The organism is Pseudomonas sp. NPDC012596 (assembly GCF_042902325.1).
Taxonomy (GTDB): Bacteria; Pseudomonadota; Gammaproteobacteria; order Pseudomonadales; family Pseudomonadaceae; genus Aquipseudomonas.
Genome location: NZ_JBIBEB010000006.1, coordinates 159,553 through 176,579, shown reverse-complemented (window position 1 = coordinate 176,579; position 17,027 = coordinate 159,553). Strand labels below are relative to the sequence as shown.

14 protein-coding genes are annotated in these 17,027 nt (G+C 66.0%); 5 read left to right on the top strand and 9 right to left on the bottom strand.

Annotation, left to right across the window (positions count from 1 at the left end):
* Nucleotides 1-26: 26 nt before the first annotated feature.
* Nucleotides 27-722, top strand: coding sequence for a GntR family transcriptional regulator (locus ACFY68_RS09980; protein ID WP_387526266.1), 696 nt, complete (start codon nucleotides 27-29; stop codon nucleotides 720-722).
* Here the strand turns inward: ACFY68_RS09980 and ACFY68_RS09975 are convergent.
* Genes ACFY68_RS09975 through ACFY68_RS09960 form a run of 4 tightly spaced genes read right to left on the bottom strand, consistent with a single transcriptional unit; the run spans nucleotide 691 to nucleotide 6,475 of the window.
* Nucleotides 691-1,938: an amidohydrolase family protein gene (locus ACFY68_RS09975; RefSeq protein WP_387526263.1), complete on the bottom strand. Its 1,248-nt coding sequence runs from the start codon at nucleotides 1,936-1,938 to the stop codon at nucleotides 691-693. The genes ACFY68_RS09980 and ACFY68_RS09975 overlap by 32 nt on opposite strands.
* Nucleotides 1,935-4,421: an ATP-binding cassette domain-containing protein gene (locus ACFY68_RS09970; RefSeq protein ID WP_387526260.1), complete on the bottom strand. Its 2,487-nt coding sequence runs from the start codon at nucleotides 4,419-4,421 to the stop codon at nucleotides 1,935-1,937. Before ACFY68_RS09970 ends, ACFY68_RS09975 begins: the two co-directional genes overlap by 4 nt.
* On the bottom strand, nucleotides 4,418-5,287 hold the full coding sequence (locus ACFY68_RS09965) for a branched-chain amino acid ABC transporter permease (protein WP_387526257.1): 870 nt from the start codon (nucleotides 5,285-5,287) through the stop codon (nucleotides 4,418-4,420). The genes ACFY68_RS09970 and ACFY68_RS09965 overlap by 4 nt, the downstream gene beginning before the upstream one ends.
* A 15-nt stretch (nucleotides 5,288-5,302) precedes the next feature.
* Nucleotides 5,303-6,475: an ABC transporter substrate-binding protein gene (locus ACFY68_RS09960; protein ID WP_387526254.1), complete on the bottom strand. Its 1,173-nt coding sequence runs from the start codon at nucleotides 6,473-6,475 to the stop codon at nucleotides 5,303-5,305.
* Between the two features lie 185 nt (nucleotides 6,476-6,660).
* Between ACFY68_RS09960 and ACFY68_RS09955 the strand changes: the two genes are divergently transcribed.
* Nucleotides 6,661-7,059 (top strand): nuclear transport factor 2 family protein, encoded by a 399-nt coding sequence (locus tag ACFY68_RS09955; protein ID WP_346612497.1) that lies wholly within the window; start codon nucleotides 6,661-6,663, stop codon nucleotides 7,057-7,059.
* A gap of 46 nt (nucleotides 7,060-7,105) precedes the next feature.
* On the opposite strand, the gene ACFY68_RS09950 is transcribed toward ACFY68_RS09955, so the two are convergent.
* Genes ACFY68_RS09950 through ACFY68_RS09935 form a run of 4 tightly spaced genes read right to left on the bottom strand, consistent with a single transcriptional unit; the run spans nucleotide 7,106 to nucleotide 11,655 of the window.
* Nucleotides 7,106-8,782 carry an FAD-dependent oxidoreductase gene (locus tag ACFY68_RS09950; protein ID WP_387526251.1) on the bottom strand — a complete coding sequence of 559 codons (1,677 nt, stop codon included), beginning with the start codon at nucleotides 8,780-8,782 and terminating at the stop codon, nucleotides 7,106-7,108.
* Between the two features lie 20 nt (nucleotides 8,783-8,802).
* Nucleotides 8,803-9,123, bottom strand: coding sequence for an NIPSNAP family protein (locus tag ACFY68_RS09945; RefSeq protein ID WP_387526248.1), 321 nt, complete (start codon nucleotides 9,121-9,123; stop codon nucleotides 8,803-8,805).
* The gene (locus ACFY68_RS09940) at nucleotides 9,108-10,841 is read right to left on the bottom strand and encodes an FAD-binding protein (RefSeq protein WP_387526246.1); all 1,734 of its coding nucleotides are present in this window, start codon (nucleotides 10,839-10,841) and stop codon (nucleotides 9,108-9,110) included. The genes ACFY68_RS09945 and ACFY68_RS09940 overlap by 16 nt, the downstream gene beginning before the upstream one ends.
* 4 nt (nucleotides 10,842-10,845) lie before the next feature.
* The gene (locus ACFY68_RS09935; RefSeq protein ID WP_387526243.1) at nucleotides 10,846-11,655 is read right to left on the bottom strand and encodes a shikimate dehydrogenase family protein; all 810 of its coding nucleotides are present in this window, start codon (nucleotides 11,653-11,655) and stop codon (nucleotides 10,846-10,848) included.
* Nucleotides 11,656-11,953: 298 nt separating this feature from the next.
* On the opposite strand from ACFY68_RS09935, the gene ACFY68_RS09930 reads away from it, so the two are divergent.
* On the top strand, nucleotides 11,954-12,724 hold the full coding sequence (locus ACFY68_RS09930) for an IclR family transcriptional regulator C-terminal domain-containing protein (RefSeq protein ID WP_387526240.1): 771 nt from the start codon (nucleotides 11,954-11,956) through the stop codon (nucleotides 12,722-12,724).
* A gap of 81 nt (nucleotides 12,725-12,805) precedes the next feature.
* On the opposite strand, the gene ACFY68_RS09925 is transcribed toward ACFY68_RS09930, so the two are convergent.
* Nucleotides 12,806-14,527 (bottom strand): amidohydrolase, encoded by a 1,722-nt coding sequence (locus ACFY68_RS09925; RefSeq protein WP_387526237.1) that lies wholly within the window; start codon nucleotides 14,525-14,527, stop codon nucleotides 12,806-12,808.
* A 244-nt stretch (nucleotides 14,528-14,771) separates the two neighbouring features.
* On the opposite strand from ACFY68_RS09925, the gene ACFY68_RS09920 reads away from it, so the two are divergent.
* Together ACFY68_RS09920 and ACFY68_RS09915 are read left to right on the top strand one after the other, a co-directional pair.
* The gene (locus ACFY68_RS09920) at nucleotides 14,772-15,683 is read left to right on the top strand and encodes a LysR family transcriptional regulator (protein ID WP_387526234.1); all 912 of its coding nucleotides are present in this window, start codon (nucleotides 14,772-14,774) and stop codon (nucleotides 15,681-15,683) included.
* A 239-nt stretch (nucleotides 15,684-15,922) separates the two neighbouring features.
* The gene (locus ACFY68_RS09915; protein WP_387526232.1) at nucleotides 15,923-16,993 is read left to right on the top strand and encodes a C45 family autoproteolytic acyltransferase/hydolase; all 1,071 of its coding nucleotides are present in this window, start codon (nucleotides 15,923-15,925) and stop codon (nucleotides 16,991-16,993) included.
* The last annotated feature ends 34 nt before the right edge of the window (nucleotides 16,994-17,027 follow it).

Genomic DNA, 17,027 nt, shown 5'->3' with positions numbered 1-17,027 from the left:
ATGCGTTTGCAGGTTTTGAGGTCTGGATGAAAGGCAAGGTGGTCAGCAGCAAGCAACAGGAAGTCCAGCGCATCGCCGAGATGCTCGCCAATGCCATCGCCCAGCACCGGCTGCGCCCCGGCGTGCGGCTGGTCGAGGCGCAGATCGTCGAGACCTTGCAGGCCAACCGCAACCATGTGCAGGCTGCGCTGCAGCGCCTGGCCATGCAGCGTATCGTCGACATCGAGCCCAACCGTGGTGCGACGGTGGCCCAACCCAGCGCCCGCGAAGCGCGGGAAATCTTCGCTGCCCGCCGCGCGGTGGAGAGGGCGATCGTCGAGGCCATCACCCCGGCGCATATCGCCGAGCAGCAGGCGCGCATCGAGCAGCACATGCACAACGAACGCACCGCGACCGCGAGCACCGACCGCCGCGCCATCGTCCGTGAACTGAGCGCATTTCACTTGTTGCTGGGGGACGTGTGCGGCAACCAGGTGCTGGCCCAGATCCTCGGCAACCTGATGGTGCGCAGCTCGCTGATCGTCGCGCTCTACCAGCGTGGCGACAGCCCGCCCTGCGCCTCGGACGAGCACCAGGCGATCATCGACGCGCTGCGCGCCGGTGACACGCAGGCCGCCGTGGCCGAAATGATCGAGCACCTGGACGAGCTCGAGGGCCAGTTGGCCCTCGAAGAGGTGGACGCGCCTGAGGTCAACCTGCGTCAGGCACTGTCTGGGCTGTGAGCTGCTTGTGGAACAGCTCTGCCGGTGGCCGGCTGAAAGTCTGCCGACCCTGTTTGAAGCCCATCAGCGGCGCGGCGATGCGCCCGATCACTTCGGCAGGCGAGGGGGCGTCAAACACCACGAAATCGGCCCTGCAGCCAGGCTCAAGGCCATAGTCGGCAAGGCGTAGCAGGCGCGCCGACTGCCGCGAAATCCAGCCCAGGCACAGCAGCAGCTCCTGCGGTGTGCCCAGTTGGGCGACGTTGGCGTACAGGTTGGCCTGGCGCACCAGCGAAGCATCCCCATAGGGCGTGAAAGGGTTGCCGATATTGTTGCTCGACAACGAGCATGTCACCCCGCAGGCATGCAACTGTGCCAGTGGCGCCACGCCCCTGGGCTTGTTGTGGAAGCGGTCACGGCCAGTCAGAAACAGGTCGGTCGCGGGCAGGCAGGTCACTTGTACGCCGGCTTCAGCCAGGGCGCGGGCCATACTGATCAACTCGGGCTGCGGTAGCGCCGAGAGCTTGGTCACATGCCCCACGGTAACCCGGCCTTGCCAGCCATGCTGGTGGGTGCAGCGGATCACTTCACCGAGGGTCATGCCAGCGACCTCCAGGTCAAAGTCCAGGTGCAGGTCCAGGTCGCGGTCGTAGGCCACCGCCAATTCGAACAGGCGGCGGATCTGGGCGTGCGGGTCGGCGTCGGTGTAGGGGCAGCCGCCGAGTACCTCGGCACCCTCGTCCAGGGCCTGGCACAGCAGGGCCTCGGTGCCAGGGTTGTCGAGCATGCCTTCTTGCGGGAATACGCAGATCTGCAGGGTTACGGCCCAGGCATAGTCGGCTTGCAGGCGGCGGATTGCACGCAGGCCGGTCAGGCCGATGCCGGGGTCGATCTCGACATGCGTGCGCATGTGCGTGGTGCCCTGGACGATGGCCTGCTCCAGCACCGCAGCGCCGCGTGCATAGACGTCGGCCTCGGTGAAGTCCGCCTTGGCCAGGCGGGTTTGGGCGATGGCTTCGGCCAAGGTGCCTTCACTTAGCTGACAGCGCGAGAGGATGCACGCCTTGTCGAGGTGGATGTGGGTCTCGATCAGGCCCGGCAGCACCAGCCGGCCACCCAGGTCGAGCTTTGGCGCTGGCCGGCTCAGTTGCGAGACGAAACGGCCATCTTCGATCAGCAGCTGGCTTAGCGCCGGGCCAGCACCCAGGCGGACGTTGATCAATTCCAATCGGCTCATGCGGCAGCTCCTGCGCCCAGGTAGGCGGCTTCCAATTGCGGGTCGCCGCGCAATTGCTCGGCGCTGCCCTGTTTGACGATGCGGCCGGTTTCCAGCACGTAGGCGCGGTCGGCCACCTGCAGCGCCAGGTTGGCCATCTGGTCGACCAGCAGCAGGGTGACGCCTTCGTCGCGCAGGGCGGCGAGGGCGTCGTACAGTTCGCCGATCATAGCCGGGGACAGGCCCAGGGACGGTTCGTCCAGCAGCAGGATGCGCGGCTTGGCCATCAGCCCGCGGCCAATCGCGACCATCTGCTGTTCACCGCCCGACAGCAGCCCGGCGGGGCTGTCGATGCGCTCGCGCAGGCGCGGGAAGCGGGTGAGGATGGCGGCAATTTCGGCATCGGCATCGACGCTATCCTGGCGCACATTGGCCCCCAACAGCAGGTTTTCACGCACGCTCAGCTGACCGAACAATTGCCGGCCTTCGGGCACCAGGGCCAGGCCAAGGCGGGCAATTTGACTGGCATCGAGGCTTTCGATGCTGCAGTTGTCCAGCACGATGCTGCCGCCGCGTGGCCGGTGCAGGCCGGCGAGGGCCTGCAGGATGCTCGACTTGCCGGCACCGTTGGCACCCAGGATGGCGATCAGTTCGCCGGGGTTGACCACCAGGTCGACACCTTCAACCACGGGCGCGGCGCCATAGTCGATGCACAGGTCGCGCACGTGCAGCACGGCGTCGCGCGAACCGGCCCAGGCCTGCGCGCGCGGCTGCGCCTGGTACTCGGTGCCACCCAGGTAGGCCGCGATCACCCGTGGGTTGCAGCGCACCTGCTCGGGCGTGCCCCAAGCAATCGGCTTGCCAGCGTCGAGTACCAGCAGCCGTTGCGACACGGCCATCACCAGCGGCATGTCGTGCTCGACCAGGATGATCGCCAGGTTGAATGCAGCCAGGCGTTGCAGCAGGGTGGCCAGGTGGTCGGTGTCCTGGCGGCCGAGGCCGGCGGCAGGCTCGTCGAGCAGCAGCACCTGCGGCCGGCTGGCCAGCGCCCGGGCGATTTCGACCAGGCGGCGGTCGACGTGGGGCAGGTCATCGGCTGCGACGTGCAGGTTGCCACGGTAGCCGACCAGCGCCAGCAACTGGATCGCCAAGGCCTTGCGGCTGGCCTGCTGGCGCGGCCAGGGCCGTTCGATGGCGCCTTGCTGGAAGGCCACCAGCAGGTTTTCCAGCACGCTCAGTTCGCCAAACAGTTGAGTGGTCTGGTAGGTGCGGGCGATGCCGGCGCGGGCAATGCGCCAGGCGGGTTGCCCGGCCAGTTCCCGGCCCAGCTGGATGGAGCCGCTGTCGGTGCGGTAGAAGCCACTGATCAGGTTGAGCACGGTGGATTTACCCGCACCGTTGGGCCCGATCAGGCTGGTGATGCTGCCCGGCAAGGCCTGCAGGCTGACCTGCTGCGCGGCTTGCACGCCGCCAAAGCGGATGCCGATGCCCTCGACGCTCAGCCCGTTCTGCGCGCCACCGGCAAAGAACCCCTGCAGCACGCTGTTATCGGGCTGTTCCATGACCGGCTCGTGCCGCGGCCGCCAGAAGCGCCGCGCAAGGCTGCCCAGCACACCGCGCGGCGCCGCCCACAGCACCGCCAGCAGCAATACCGAAAACGCCAGCAGCCGGTACTCGGCAAAGTCCGCCAGCAACTCCGGCAGCAGCACGATCACCAGCGCGCCGAGCACTGGCCCGAACAGCATGCCGGCGCCGCCGACGATCACCGCCAGGACGAACAGGATCGACTGCGAGAATGGAAACGCCGCCGGGTTGATGAACATCAGGACCGGGGCCACCAGCGCACCCGCCGCGCCCGCCAGGCCTGCCGAAAGCGCAAAGGCCAAGGTGCGTGTCTGCACCGGGTTGACGCCAAGCGAGCGCGCAGCGATTTCCGAAGCCTTCACCGCCCGCATTGCCAGGCCCCAGCCGCTGCGCTGCAGGCTCCAGTAGAACACCAGCGCCGCGAGCATCAGCAGCACGGCGCCCAGCGCCAGCAGCAACGCAGGGTCCAGCGTACCCACCTGTGGCAGCGGGATGCCCATCAGGCCATTGGCCCCACCGGTCACGCTGCGCCACTCGATCAAGCCGTTGTGCACGACCAGGGCAAAGGCAATGGTGATCATCGCCAGGTACGGCCCGCTGACCCGCAACGCCGGGATCGCCAACAAACCGCCGAGCAGCGCACAGCCAAGGGCGGCCAAGGGCAATGCAGCTGCCAGGGGCAGGCCGGCAAGCGTCAGCAGCGCCGACAGGTAGGCCCCGATGGCATAGAAGGCGATGTGGCCGAAGGACATCTGCCCGGACAAGCCGATCAGGATATTCAGGCCCACGCCGACGGTGACCGCCAGTGCGTACAAAGTCAGGATCAACAGCCAGTAGCTGTCCAGGCCCAATGCCAGGCCAAGGCTGACGACCCCGAACAGGGCCAGGCCAAGGGGGGCGAGTCGTTCGCGCATGGTCATACCTTCACCCAGAGTTTGCGGCCGAACAGGCCGTCAGGACGTGCCGCGAGCACCACGATCACCAGTGCAAAGCACAGCAATTGGGTGAACGCAGAGCCGAAATACAGCGTGACCAGCGCTTCGATCAGGCCAAACAGCAAACCTGCGGCAAACACCCCGCCGGCACTGGCGATACCGCCAAGGATGGCCACGGCGAATGCCTTCAGGCCGAACAACGTGCCCATGTCGGCATGCACGCTGTAGAGCGGCGCGATCAGCAAGCCGGCCAACGCGGCGAACACCGTGGACAGGGCAAACGCCGCTGCCACCACCCGGTTTACTTCGATGCCCATCAAGCGTGCCGCCCTCGGGTTCTGCACGCAGGCTTCAAGGCGCAGCCCCAGTTGAGTGCGCCGGCGCACCCAGAACAGCGTTGCCGCCACCCCGGCACCGGCCAGCGGGATTGCCAGCTGCACTGCGTTCAGGCTGCTGTCGCCCAGGTCCAGGCGCAGGCTGGCCAGGGCGCTGCCGAACTGCCGTGGTTCCTTGCCGAAGGTGAACATCGCCAGGTTGTCCAGCAATAACCCGCCCGCCACTGTCGCCATCAACCAGGCGTCCGAACCGCGAGCGTGGAAGGGCCGGACCAGGAAGCGCTCGATCGCCAGCCCCAGCACCGCGCACAACACCAGTGTGGTTGGCAGTGCCAGCCACAGCGGCCAGCCCCAGGTCACCGCCAGGCTGTAGCCGAGCACGGCGCCAACCATCATCGCGCTGCCCTGGGCAAAGTTGACCGTGCGCGACACGGCGTAGGTGAGGTGAAAGCCCAGGGCCAGCAGCGCGTACATGCTGCCCAGGCCCAGGCCGCTGACCAGTGCGGTAGTGATCATTTCGAATGCCTCTGCTCAGGGCGTCACGGGCACGATGGTGTCGCCATCGAAGCGGCTGAAAACGTAGTCGTCAGGGCCCAGCGCATCGTGGCGGTCAGCGGTGAAGGGCTGCTGGTAGTGCTTGATCAGCCCGGGGTATTCGCTGATGGCGTAGAAGCCGTCGCGCACCTTCACGCCCTGGGTGTCCTGGGCCTTGTCGATCGCCAGGCCCACCAGGTGCATGGCGTCGTAGGCGTTGGCGATGCCCACGGCTGGGGTCACGTCGGCCAAGGTCTTGACCTGCGGGTAACGCTGTTTGAGGGCAGCCAGCAAGGCATCGCCGCGGGCGCTGTTGTGTGCGCTGAACACGAAGGTCTGGACGAAGTGCACGCGGCCGGCACCAGGCCCCGCCAGCTCGCCAAAGCGCCCACCGGCCGGGCCCCAGTGCGACACCACCGGCACGTTCCAGCTCATCTGCTCCAGGGACTTGACCACCTGCGCCGAAGGCCCGACGTTGCCGACCAGCAGCAGCGTGTCGACGCCCGCGTTTTTCAGGCGGGTGAGCTGCGGCACCATGTCCAGGTCGCTGTCTTCAAAGCGCTCGGCCGGCGCTTGGGCCATGTTGCGGCGGGCCAGGGCGGCGTGGAGCCCTGCCAGGTTCGATTCACCCCAAGGGTTGTTGGCCAGGATCAGCCCCGGCTGCTTCATGCCTTGGCGCAGGCCATAAGCAACCAGCGCCTCGTCGACCTCTTCATCCACGGCCGAGACGCGGAACACGTAGTTATCTTTCGCGCCATTCTCGGTGATCTTGGTACCGGCCGCCCAAATGCCCATGAACGGCGTTTTCAGCTGGTTGGCCAGCGGCACGATGGCCAGCGAGACCGGGGTATCGAGGCCACCGAACAGCACGCTGACTTTCTCCCGCTGGATCAGCTCGCGCGCCGCGAGCATGCCTTTGGCCGGGTTGCTTTCGTCGTCGCGGCGCACCAGCTCCACGGGCCGGCCAAGCAGCCCGCCCTTGGCGTTGATCTCATCGATGGCCAGGGTCAGGCCGCGGGTGAGGGCCTCGCCAGACTTGGCGGACTGCCCCGACAGCGCGGCGACCAGGCCCACTTTGATCGGCTCGGCGGCTTGTACGAAGCCTGTGCAGCAGGCCAGGGAGAGGGCTGCACAGGGCAACCAGCGACGCAGCAAGGAACGGGTGAACATGGCGTGAACTCCTGATTGCTAGCAATTTATAAAAATGTGCTAGCAAAACAGGTGCCATCTGGAAAATACTCTGAACACCCCGTGGTTTGGGGCTTGCGCCACTAGGTTCAGCGCCCCCTGTGTGCACTGGATCAAGGCATCGCTGGGGGCAGACGCCCCATTCTGGACAACCTCGGAGACTTGATATGACCGACAGCAACAGCGCAGTACAGCTCGTGCGCGACTTCCTCGCCGCTTCCATGGCACCCGACCCGGTGCGGGCCGCCACGTTCATGAGCGACGACGTGCGCATTACCTTCACCGGCGGCCGGGCGATGCCGACGCCGACCGACATTACCGCCTTCAATGGCGCGCGTTATACCTGGGTGAAAAAACAGCTGGGGCAATTTGATTGGTGCGAACGCGATGACCATACGGTGGTGTATTCCAACGGTACGCTCTATGGCCAATGGCCGGATGGCCGTAGTTTTTCAGGCAACCGGTACCTTGATCGGTTCGAAGTGAAGGCCGGCAAGATCGTGCGCATGGATGTGTGGAACGACAGCGCGGAGTGGATGCTGGTGCCCGAGATCGGCAAGGCGTAAGCCAAAGTCGGCAGGCGCATCTGCCGACCTTGCAGCCAGGGGCAGGTCAATGCAGCCCACACAATCTCAAGCCCGCCAGATACCCGAACGTCATGCCCGGCCCAAGCGTGATTCCGCCACTGGGGTAATGCCCGCCCATGATGCTGTGCATGTCGTTGCCCACCGCAAACAACCCGGGTATCGGCTGGCCCGTTTCACCCAGCACCTGCGCCGACGCATCGGTGGCCAGCCCGGCAAACGTCCCAAGGCTGCCCGGCAGCAGCTGCACTGCATGAAAAGGCCCGCGCAGCAGTGGCCGCAACGCAGGGTTGGGCGCGTGCTTCGGCTCACCTTGCGCCTGGTTGTAGGCCGAGGCGCCACGCTGAAAAGCCGGGTCCTCGCCCAGCGCCGCGTGCTGGTTGAAAGCCGCCACGGTGCGCTCGAGCTGCTGTGCGTCAATGCCACAACGCGCTGCCAGTTGCCCCAGGTCTTTACCGCTGAACAGGTAGCCACGGCGTTGGTAAAACCAGGTAGGGAAGGGGAAGGGCTTGGCCCAGCCGATGCCATAACGCCGTTGCGCAGCGTGATCGCAGATCAGCCAAGCCTCTGCTGGTTCACCTTCGGGCGTGGCGGCGAACAGCGCATTCATGAAGTCGTGGTAGCAGTCGGCTTCGTTGACGAAGCGCCGACCGTCACGGCGCACGGCGATGAAACCGGGTTTGGCGCGGTCGATCAGGTGTGGGAAATGCCCCACGCTGCCATCGCCACGCAGCACCCGTGAAACCGGTGCCCAAGCGCCCGCATGCGCCAGTGCCGTGCCGACCTGCGCGCCTGCCTGCTCACCCAGGCGCAGGCCGTCGCCGGTGTTTTCCGGTGGGGCCGCAGAGTAATGGCCGGCACCCTGCGGCGCGTGCGGCATCCATTGGGCGATACGCTGACGATCATGGGCAAAGCCACCGCAGGCCAGCACCACGCCACGCCGCGCATGGACCTGCTGGCCATCGCCAAACTGCGCACCCTTGAGGCGCCCCTCGCCCAGCAAGCGCACGGCGGGTTTGTCGGTGAGCAGCGTCACGCCCAGGTCCAGCGCGCTGCGCAGCAGGCGCGCCACCAGCGCATTGCCATTGACCAGCTGCAACCCGCGCCGATGCAGCAGCAGGTCGCGGCCGTGGCGCAGCAGGCGCTTGCCCACATGCCAGGCCGCGCTTGGCGAGCGGCGGGCGTTGAAGAAAGCGGCCATGTCCGCACCCCCGGCGATGCCCATGCCGGCCAGGCTGACGATGTCCAGCGGTGGCCGCAGCTTGTGTATCCAGGGCCCTAGCCGGCGCCCATCGAACGGCAGCGCACACAGCGCTCGCCCGCCCCGTGCGCTGCCATCGCCCTCGCGCATGTCGGGCAGTTTGCTGCCCGCCTGAAACTGCACGGCGGTGTGCTGCTGAAAGAACGCCACCATTTCCGGGCCATGGCGCAGAAACGCGCGCTGGCGTGGGCACAGCTCGGCGACGTGGGTTTGCGCGCGCAGGTAGCGCTCTGGTGCGTCGCCGTTCTCCAGCATACCTTCGGCGACCGCCAGCGGGTTGCGCGGCACCCACAACCAGCCACCCGACCACGCGCTGGTGCCGCCCAACTGGCCGGCCTTTTCCGCGACGATCACCTTCAGGCCATGGTGCGCGGCGGTAACCGCCGCGGCCAGGCCGGAGGCGCCGGAGCCGATGACCAATACGTCACACTCAAGAGGTTGCATGAGGCGCTCCGGTCCAGGTTTCACTGCAGCGGCGAGAAGCCGGTGGGGCGTAGCAGGCGTGATTGCAGCCGCAGCACGGCGCCCAGCTCACGGTTGCGCCGCGAGAACTCCGCCCAGCGTGGGTCTGCCGCCATCGCTGCGCGGCGTTCGGCGCGCTGGTCGAGGCTGGTGTAGCCCCACAGGTGCACCACCTGGTTGACCTCGCCGAACTCACTGGTGAAGAAACCGACCAGGTTGCCCAGGTGCTCTGTCTGTACGGCCAGTGCATGGCTATGATACAGGGCCAGCCAGTCGGCCATTTTCAGCGGGTCGAGGGTGTAGGTTCTCAGTTCGTAGTACATGCGGTGGTCTCCTTGTGTGGGGTGGGGGCTTGCAGGCGTTCTGCGATATGGCTGGCGGCGATCCAGCCGAAGGTCAGGGCAGGGCCGAGGGTGATGCCAGGGCCTGGGTACGTGCCGTTCATGAGCGAGTTCATGTCGTTGCCGGTGGCGTAAAACCCGGGGATCGGCGTGCCGGCACGGTTGAGCACATTGGCGTTGGCATCGGTCACCAGGCCGCGCGCCGAACCGAGGTCGCCGGTGTGCAGGCGAATGGCATAGAACGGCGCCTTGGTCAGCGGCGCCAGGCAAGGGTTGGGCGTATGTTGCGGGTCGCCCATGTAGCGGTTGTAACTGTTGCCGCCCTTGTCGAACTGCCGGTCGATGCCATTGCGGGCGTCAGTGTTGAAGCGCTCCAGCGTCTGCTGCAGTGCCTGCGGGTCGACACCGATGGCGTTGGCCAGGGCCTGCGCAGAGTCGGCGCGGTACAGGTAACCCGACTGGATCAAAGCGGTGTTGTCTACCGGCTTCGGCCGCGCCAACCCCAAGCCGTAGCGGTTCATGGCCTCTGCGTCGCAAACCAGCCAACACGTGCTGAGACCATTGGCGAACATGGTCTGCACGAAGTGGTGATAAGAGTTGGACTCGTTGACGAAGCGGCGCCCGCCAGGGTCGATCGCGATCACCCCGGGTTTGGCGCGGTCGGTGACCAGGTGCGGAAAGCGCTCGCGTTCGCCGTCGGCATGGCGCCGCTCGGACACCGGCGCCCAGAAGAAATTGGCGGCCAGGCCTTCGCCATTGGCGGCATCCACGGCCTGGCCAAGGCGCAATGCAGCACCGTCGTTACCACTGGGTGACATGGTCAGGTGGGGCGCGGCAGGGGCCGGGCGGTAGGCCGCCGCCAAGGCACCCGCCGCGAAGCCGCCCATGGCGCAGACCACGCCACCGCGGGCGACCACACGCTCGCGGCGGCCCTCGCGCAGCACCATTACCCCGGTAACCACACCGTGCTCGACGATCAGCTCCTGTGCTTCGCTGCGCAGCCACAGCTGCGTACCCTTGGCAAACGCGCTGCTGGCCAGCCGGGCGATCAGCGCGTTGCCGGTGGTCAGGCGTGTGCCCCGGTGATGGCGCAGGCGGTCCAGCCCATAGCGCGTCATCAGTTTCAGGCAATGCCACAGCGACCCAGGTGAGCGGCGCAGGCTGAGGAAGTGCTGGATATCCACGCGGTTGACCATCATCCCGCCGAACAGCAGCATGCCCGGTGGCGGCATTTTCAAGTCTTTGAAGCGCGGGCCGAGGCGACGCCCGTCGTACTCGACCATTTCCAGCGCACGGCCGAACTGCGTGGCGCCGGGCTCGTCGGGGTAATAATCCGGCGAGTGCGGGCGCAGGGCATAGCGCAGTTCGGTGTTGCGCTCCAGCCAGCGCAGCGCCTGGTGCCCGCGGGCGATGAAGGCGTCCACCAGTTGGGCGTTGTAGCCGGCACCGATGATGGTTTGCAGGTAGGTGCGCATGGCCTGCGGTGAATCCTGCGCCCCTGCGGCACGGGCTTGGTCGGTGCCATACACCCATGCCGCACCGCCCGAGATCGCCGAGGTGCCGCCAAAGCGGTCGGCCTTTTCCACCACCAGTACGTTCAGGCCAAGGCAGGATGCCGTGGCTGCGGCAGCGAAACCACCGGCGCCGCTGCCGAGGACGACCAGGTCGTACTCATGCTGTGTGTGCTCGATTGAAGGCATGCGGTCAGATCTCCAGCGGCGTGACGCCCATGAAGGCGCCGAGGTGGCCGAGTTGCGCAAAGGCCATTTCCGGCCCGGTCTGGATCGAGCAGCCATGCTGGCGCGCACGCTGCAGAAGCGGCGTGATCTCCGGCGAGGTGACGACATCGGCTACGTGGGTGGGCGGCTGCAGCGTGGCCAGCATGGCTGCCGGCAGTGGCAGCTCGCCGGTCCCGCCCATGCCGACGGGCGAGGCGTTTACCAGCAGGTCGAAGCCTTCCAATGCGGCGAATTCAATGGCGATGGCAAGGGCAGGGAAGGCCTTGCCGAGCAGTTCGCCAAGCGCCCCGGCACGCGCTGCGTCAGGGTCGCTGAGGGTGACCTGAGCCGCACCTGCTTCGCCCAGCGCATAGGCAATGGCGCTACCCACGCCACCACAGCCGATCACCAGCGCACGCTTGCCTGCTGGGTGAAAACCATGCTTGCGCGCGGCCCCCAGAAAACCTGCACCGTCGACGTTGTCGCCGACCAGGCGACCGTCGCTTTCGCGGCGCACCACGTTGACCGAGGCCAACGCCGCAGCACGTTCGCTCAGGCCATCCAGGCACGCGGCGAACGCCTGCTTGTATGGCACGGTAACCACGCAACCGCGCAGGTTGCGCCAGCCGCGCAGGCTGCCAAGAAAGGCATCCAGCGCGGTGGGGTGCAGGTCGATGGGCAGCATCGCCAGGTTGCGGCCGTTGTTGCTGAACCAGGTGTTGAAGTTTTCCGGCGATTTCACTTGGGCGATGGGCGAGCCAACGATGGCGACCAGCTCTGTCGAACCTTTGATCATGATGACCTCCGTTTTTGCTGTTGTTGTGGAGGTGAGGGTGACGCGGCTGTGGAGGCGCAACAATGCGCTTATCGAGGGTTTACTGCGATAATCGCAGTGCTGTAGCGGTAATCGCGAGAATGGGGCTTTTCTCTCAGGCATAATCCCGTAGCAGCGGGGTTGCCCCGCGAAGACGCCAGCCGGAGCAACCGAGGTGTATGGCCAGGGCGTTGCCCTGGTTCGCGGGGCGAGCCCGCTCCCACACGCATTGGCCAGTCTTAAGTGAGCTGCATTTGAATGGGAAGCCTGGACTGAAAGCATGGACAAACCCGAGATACACCCCCGTGACCTGATCGCGGGCCTGCAGAAAGGCCTGGCGCTGATGCAGCTGTTCAGCGCCGATCAACCGCGCCTGACCGTTCCCCAGGCGGCCAGGCAGTCAGGCCTCACCCCCAGCGCCGCACGGCGTTTTCTACTGACCTTGGTGCACGAAGGCTTCGCCGAAACCGACAACCGCCACTACTGGCTCACCCCCAAGGCCCTGCGCATCGGCCAGGCCTACGTGGATTCCGCGCAGTTGCCGCGCATGCTGCGCCCCATCGTCGAGCAGGTGGCCCGGCAGACACAGGAGCATGTGTCGGTGGGCACCCGCGACGATGACGAAATCATCCACCTGGTGCGCAGCCGCTACAGCCACATCGCGTCGCTGTCGATCCGCCCCGGTTCGCGGGTACCGATGTACTGCACCGCCGGCGGGCGATTGTGGCTGGCAGCGCTTGGCCAGGCACAGCGTGATGACTATTTCGCGCGCAACCCGTTACGCCCGCTGACGCCCTACACGGTGACCGACCGGGCGGCGCTGGAGGAGGAGCTCGAACGGGTGAGCGAGCAGGGCTACTGCATCGTCGACCAGGAGTATGAAATTGGCATGCGCGTGGTTGGGGTGCCGTTGCTGGACCGGGCAGGGCGGTTGAAGGCGACGCTGACGATCACGACCCATGCGTCGAGGTTGAGCGTTGATGAGATACGGCTGCGCTACCTGGCACCGCTTTATGAGGCGCAGGCGCTCTTGAGACCGGTGTTTGATTGAGCATGGGCATGAGGAAGGGGATCGCTGATATCGACCGGGACTCGTGTCGAGTCTGTGGAAGTGGGTTTCTCCGCGATCCGATCAGCGCTGGTAGATTTGCTTGCCGGCGAACCAGGTCTGCAGCACCTGGGTGTCACGCAGTGCCTCGGGATCGACGTTGAGCACGTCGCGGTCGAGGACGATCATGTCGGCCTGTTTGCCCACCTTCAGTGAGCCGACCTGCTGCTCCAGGCACATGGCGCGGGCGGCATTGAGGGTGTAGGCCTGGAACATGGTTTCGCGGTCGATGGCTTCGTCGGCATTGAGCACGCCCTTGGGGCCCTTGCGGCTGACGGCTTGGTAGATCGCCTGCCACGGCTCCGGGGTGGTGATCGGCCAGTCGCTTGCGCCGGCGATGGTCGCTCCGGCCTTGTATAGCGAGTGGGCCGGATAGCTGTGGGCGAAGGCATGCTCATCGACATAGGGCTTGACTAGGTCGACGTTGGTTTCGTCGGCACTGGCCCAGTACAACTGCATAGAGGCGATCACATCGAGTTGTTTGAAGCGCGGATAGTCCTGAGCGCTGACCATCTGCAAGTGGGTGATCGAGTGTGGGACACCACTGTGTCGCGCGCGTCGGGCCTGTTCCATGCCGTTGAGTGCCTCGCGCACGGCGCGATCGCCGATGGCATGCACATGCACCAGCCAACCACGAGCATCGGCGGCATCGACCAGTTCACCGAAGTGCTTCGGATCCAGCAGCAGTTCACCGCGTTGGCCGGAGTTCTTGTAGGGCTCGAGCATCGCCGCGCTCTGCGCCGGCATCTCGGCCACGCCGTCGGCGAAGACCTTGATACCGGGCAGGGTGAGATTGCGTACGCCGAGGAACTGCTGGCGCACCTTGTCCAGTTCATCCAGATCGGCTGTGCGGGCCTTGGAGTCAGCCATCAGCAGTGCGGCGATGTGCGCCGTCAGTTCGCCTCGTTCGGAGAGGTCCTTGTAGACCGGCAGCACGCCCAGCGAGTCGTTCTTCACATCCGCGCCGGGCAGTTCGTTGGCCAGTGGGTCCATCCAGCCGGTGATACCCAGCTGCTTGGAGTAGTCCAGGGCCATGCGTCCGGCGGTCATCAGGGTGTCGTGGGACAGCGGTGGCAGTAGGCCGGTCACCGGGTAGTAGCTGGCGTCGGCCAAAAAACCGTTGGGCGTGCCGTCCTGGTGCTGGCCAATGGTGCTGCGCGCTTCGGCGGGCAACGCCGCGATGGTCTTGGCGTCGATCTTGGCGCGCTTGAGCAGGGCCTGGTTGGCCCAGCCGGTGTGCATGTCGTTGGCGGCCAGCAGGATCGGCTGGTCGGCCCACTCGCCGTGGTTGAAACGTTGCTCCAGGGCCGGGATGTCATCCCAGTAAGTGCCCGGCACGCCACCGACGGCCAAGAACTCGCCACGCACGGCCTTGCCATCTTTACGCCACTCGCGCAGGCGCTGTTCCAGTTCATCGAGGGGGGTCTGCTCGCCCATCAGGTTGGCCAGCTCCAGCTGCAGGCCGCCTTTGATGGCATGGGAATGGGAGTCAAGCATGCCTGGCATCAGCACCTTGCCGCCCAGGTCGATGACCCGGGTGCCGTCAGCCTTCAGGCCCAGCACGGCCTGGTCCGAGCCCACGGCGACAATCTTCTCGCCCTCGACCGCCACCGCCTGCTGCAGCGGCTGGCCTGGTTCGGCGGTGTAGACCTTGGCGTTGTGAAAAATCACGTCCACTGCCGCGAAACTGTGCAGGGAGGTGCAGGCCACGCCCGCGCTGATCGCTATCTTCAGTAGGTGCTTCATTCGATACCTCGTTCTTGTTGTAACGGAGCCGCAGCCTAGCCAACGCGCAAGGCCAGTTAAATGCGACGACAGGCACAATTCTTTTCGCGATTAGGAAATAATTCCTGGCCTATGATTGCCTTGCTGCAAGCCACAGGCCGCCGTACGCCTATTCAAATCCGCGCCATTTGCGGGTCTGATGAAAACGCGCGGATACTCGCGCGTTGCCTCCCATCGCCTGGCTTGTGCCGAACAGGAAGAAACCATGGACAAAATGACGGCCCTGACCATCTTCGTCGCCGCCGCCGAGCACGGCAGTTTCAGCCGTGCGGCCGAGCAGTTGGGCAAGACGCCCTCGGCCATCACCAAGGCCGTCGCCCACCTGGAGGCCGAGCTTGGGGTGCGCCTGTTCGAGCGCACCACCCGGCGCATAGCGCTCACCGAGGCCGGCAGCCTGTACCTGGAAGGCGCGCGTCAGGCCTTGATGCACCTGCAACTGGTGACCGAGGAGGTGGAGCAGTTGCAGCACGAACTGCGTGGCACCTTGCGCATCACCGCGCCGCCGTCGCTCGGCCCGGCGTTTCTCAACCAAGTGTGCTTTCGCTTCATGCGCGAATACCCGCAGGTGCGCCTGGAGGTGAACCTTAACGATGCCAACGAAGACCTGATCGACGGCGGCTATGACCTGTCGCTGCGCGACGGCCCCACCGACCAGCCCGAGCTGATCGCCCAGCCGCTGATCGAGAACCGCGTGATCCTCTGCGCCAGCCCCGACTACCTGGCCCGGCGTGGCGAGGCCATTACCCTGGAGAACTACGCCCAGCACGACTGGTTGCTGCTGCGCCATCCTCTGCTCAATCGCAGCTTCTGGTGGGTCGAGCACGAGGGCCAGACCTTGCGCGTGCGCCAGCCTACGCCTCGCCTGATGAGCGACAACTTCGACTTCCTGCTTGCCTGCCTGCTCGATGGTCATGGCCTACAGTTCGTGCCCACCTGGTGCGCCGCGCCTTATCTGGCCAAGGGGCAACTGGTGGCGGTGTTGCCCGACTACTGGCGGGCGTTGAGTGCCTTCGGGCCCTGGGTGCACGTGCTGTACCTGCCCCATCGGCGCAACACGCGCAAGGTGCAGGCCTTCATCGCATTGCTGCACGAGCAACTGCGCAGCCAGGGGCTGTAATCAGGCAGCGGCGCTCAATTGTTCCGCTCAGGCACAAAAGTTGTGCGGGTTGTGGCGATGATCGACCAGGGGTGGCTCGCTAGGCTAGCGGTGGTTCCTTGAACACAGCGGCCACTTCGTGCCCGGTCCATTGCCCTATCACTCTCAGGGCAGGTACATGCGCCACGGGGCGAGGCGGCCTCACTCTTTCCAGAACAGCAACGATGCCTCGAGCCTGCTGTACCAGGAGTTCCCCCGCAGTGAAGATCCACACCCTAGTCACCGATATCCGCACGCCCTCCGATCGTGGTCGCCAGATCGGCGAGCGCTTTGCCGAGCAGATCCGCCATACCACCCGGCTGTACTTGGGCTTCTTCCCGCGTGTGGGCGTGTCCCTGCGTGAGGCGCAGCGCATCGGCGAAAACAGCCTGGCCGCCCTGGAGGCCTGGAGCCCGAACCTGGCGGCCGAGGTGAACGGTATGGCCGGCGGCGCCGACCTGCCGTTGTGGCAGCTGGCAAGCCTGAACGCCCGTACCGAGGTGCTGGCGACGCGCACCCGTCACAGCGAGTGTTCCACCACTGTGCATGCGCCGCGCGGCCCGCGTGCGCCGCAGACCCTGCAGACCTGGGACTGGCACGACAGCCTCTGCCCCCACGGCCTGATGCTGGCGATGCACACCGAGCGTGGCATGAACGTCAAGCTGTTCTGCGAATTCGGCATGCTCGCCAAGCTCGGTGTGAACAGCGCAGGTCTGGGCCTGCATTTCAACATCCTCCATCACACCAGCGACAACGGCAGCGGGGGTGTACCAGTGCATGCGATTGCCCGCCGCCTGCTCGAAGACGCCTGCAGTGTCGAGGAAGCCATCGAACTGGCCCGTTCGGCGCGGGTGAGCGCTTCCACCGTGCTCACCGTGTTCTCCCGCGAGGACAGCAGCCCGCGCGCCGTCAGCATCGAGCTGAGCCCTGAGCGCACGGCGTTGGTGCTGCCGCGTGAAGACGGCTGGTTGCTACACACCAACCACTTCCTCGACCCGCAGCTGAGCCTGGGCGAGCAGGTCGCCGACCGCGCCGACACCCAGTGCCGCCTGGGGCACCTGGAGCAGGTGATCGGCCAGATGGGCAACGCCGATCTGCGCGCCCGTGCCGAAGCCATGTGCGGCGCGCAAGGCGACAGCGCACCGATCTGCTTCCATCCGGACATGGCCATGCCCGATACCGAGCGTTGGGAAACCCTGCTGAGCGTGGGGATCGATACCGAGCGCTGCGCGCTGGAATACGCAGCGGGCACGCCGCTGCAACTGGCCAAGGCTGGCTTCGAACGTTTCTGAGCCCACCCGGTGCCGCCTGAACAGGGCGGCACCT

What these genes read in the sequence shown, in the direction of transcription:
- ACFY68_RS09965 (WP_387526257.1), bottom strand. Translation starts at nt 5,287, where the DNA reads ATGATCACTACCGCACTGGTCAGCGGCCTGGGCCTGGGCAGCATGTAC.
- ACFY68_RS09955 (WP_346612497.1), top strand. Translation starts at nt 6,661, where the DNA reads ATGACCGACAGCAACAGCGCAGTACAGCTCGTGCGCGACTTCCTCGCC.
- ACFY68_RS09925 (WP_387526237.1), bottom strand. Translation starts at nt 14,527, where the DNA reads ATGAAGCACCTACTGAAGATAGCGATCAGCGCGGGCGTGGCCTGCACC.
- ACFY68_RS09950 (WP_387526251.1), bottom strand. Translation starts at nt 8,782, where the DNA reads ATGCAACCTCTTGAGTGTGACGTATTGGTCATCGGCTCCGGCGCCTCC.
- ACFY68_RS09980 (WP_387526266.1), top strand. Translation starts at nt 27, where the DNA reads ATGAAAGGCAAGGTGGTCAGCAGCAAGCAACAGGAAGTCCAGCGCATC.
- ACFY68_RS09935 (WP_387526243.1), bottom strand. Translation starts at nt 11,655, where the DNA reads ATGATCAAAGGTTCGACAGAGCTGGTCGCCATCGTTGGCTCGCCCATC.
- ACFY68_RS09940 (WP_387526246.1), bottom strand. Translation starts at nt 10,841, where the DNA reads ATGCCTTCAATCGAGCACACACAGCATGAGTACGACCTGGTCGTCCTC.
- ACFY68_RS09970 (WP_387526260.1), bottom strand. Translation starts at nt 4,421, where the DNA reads ATGACCATGCGCGAACGACTCGCCCCCCTTGGCCTGGCCCTGTTCGGG.
- ACFY68_RS09920 (WP_387526234.1), top strand. Translation starts at nt 14,772, where the DNA reads ATGGACAAAATGACGGCCCTGACCATCTTCGTCGCCGCCGCCGAGCAC.
- ACFY68_RS09975 (WP_387526263.1), bottom strand. Translation starts at nt 1,938, where the DNA reads ATGAGCCGATTGGAATTGATCAACGTCCGCCTGGGTGCTGGCCCGGCG.
- ACFY68_RS09930 (WP_387526240.1), top strand. Translation starts at nt 11,954, where the DNA reads ATGGACAAACCCGAGATACACCCCCGTGACCTGATCGCGGGCCTGCAG.
- ACFY68_RS09960 (WP_387526254.1), bottom strand. Translation starts at nt 6,475, where the DNA reads ATGTTCACCCGTTCCTTGCTGCGTCGCTGGTTGCCCTGTGCAGCCCTC.
- ACFY68_RS09945 (WP_387526248.1), bottom strand. Translation starts at nt 9,123, where the DNA reads ATGTACTACGAACTGAGAACCTACACCCTCGACCCGCTGAAAATGGCC.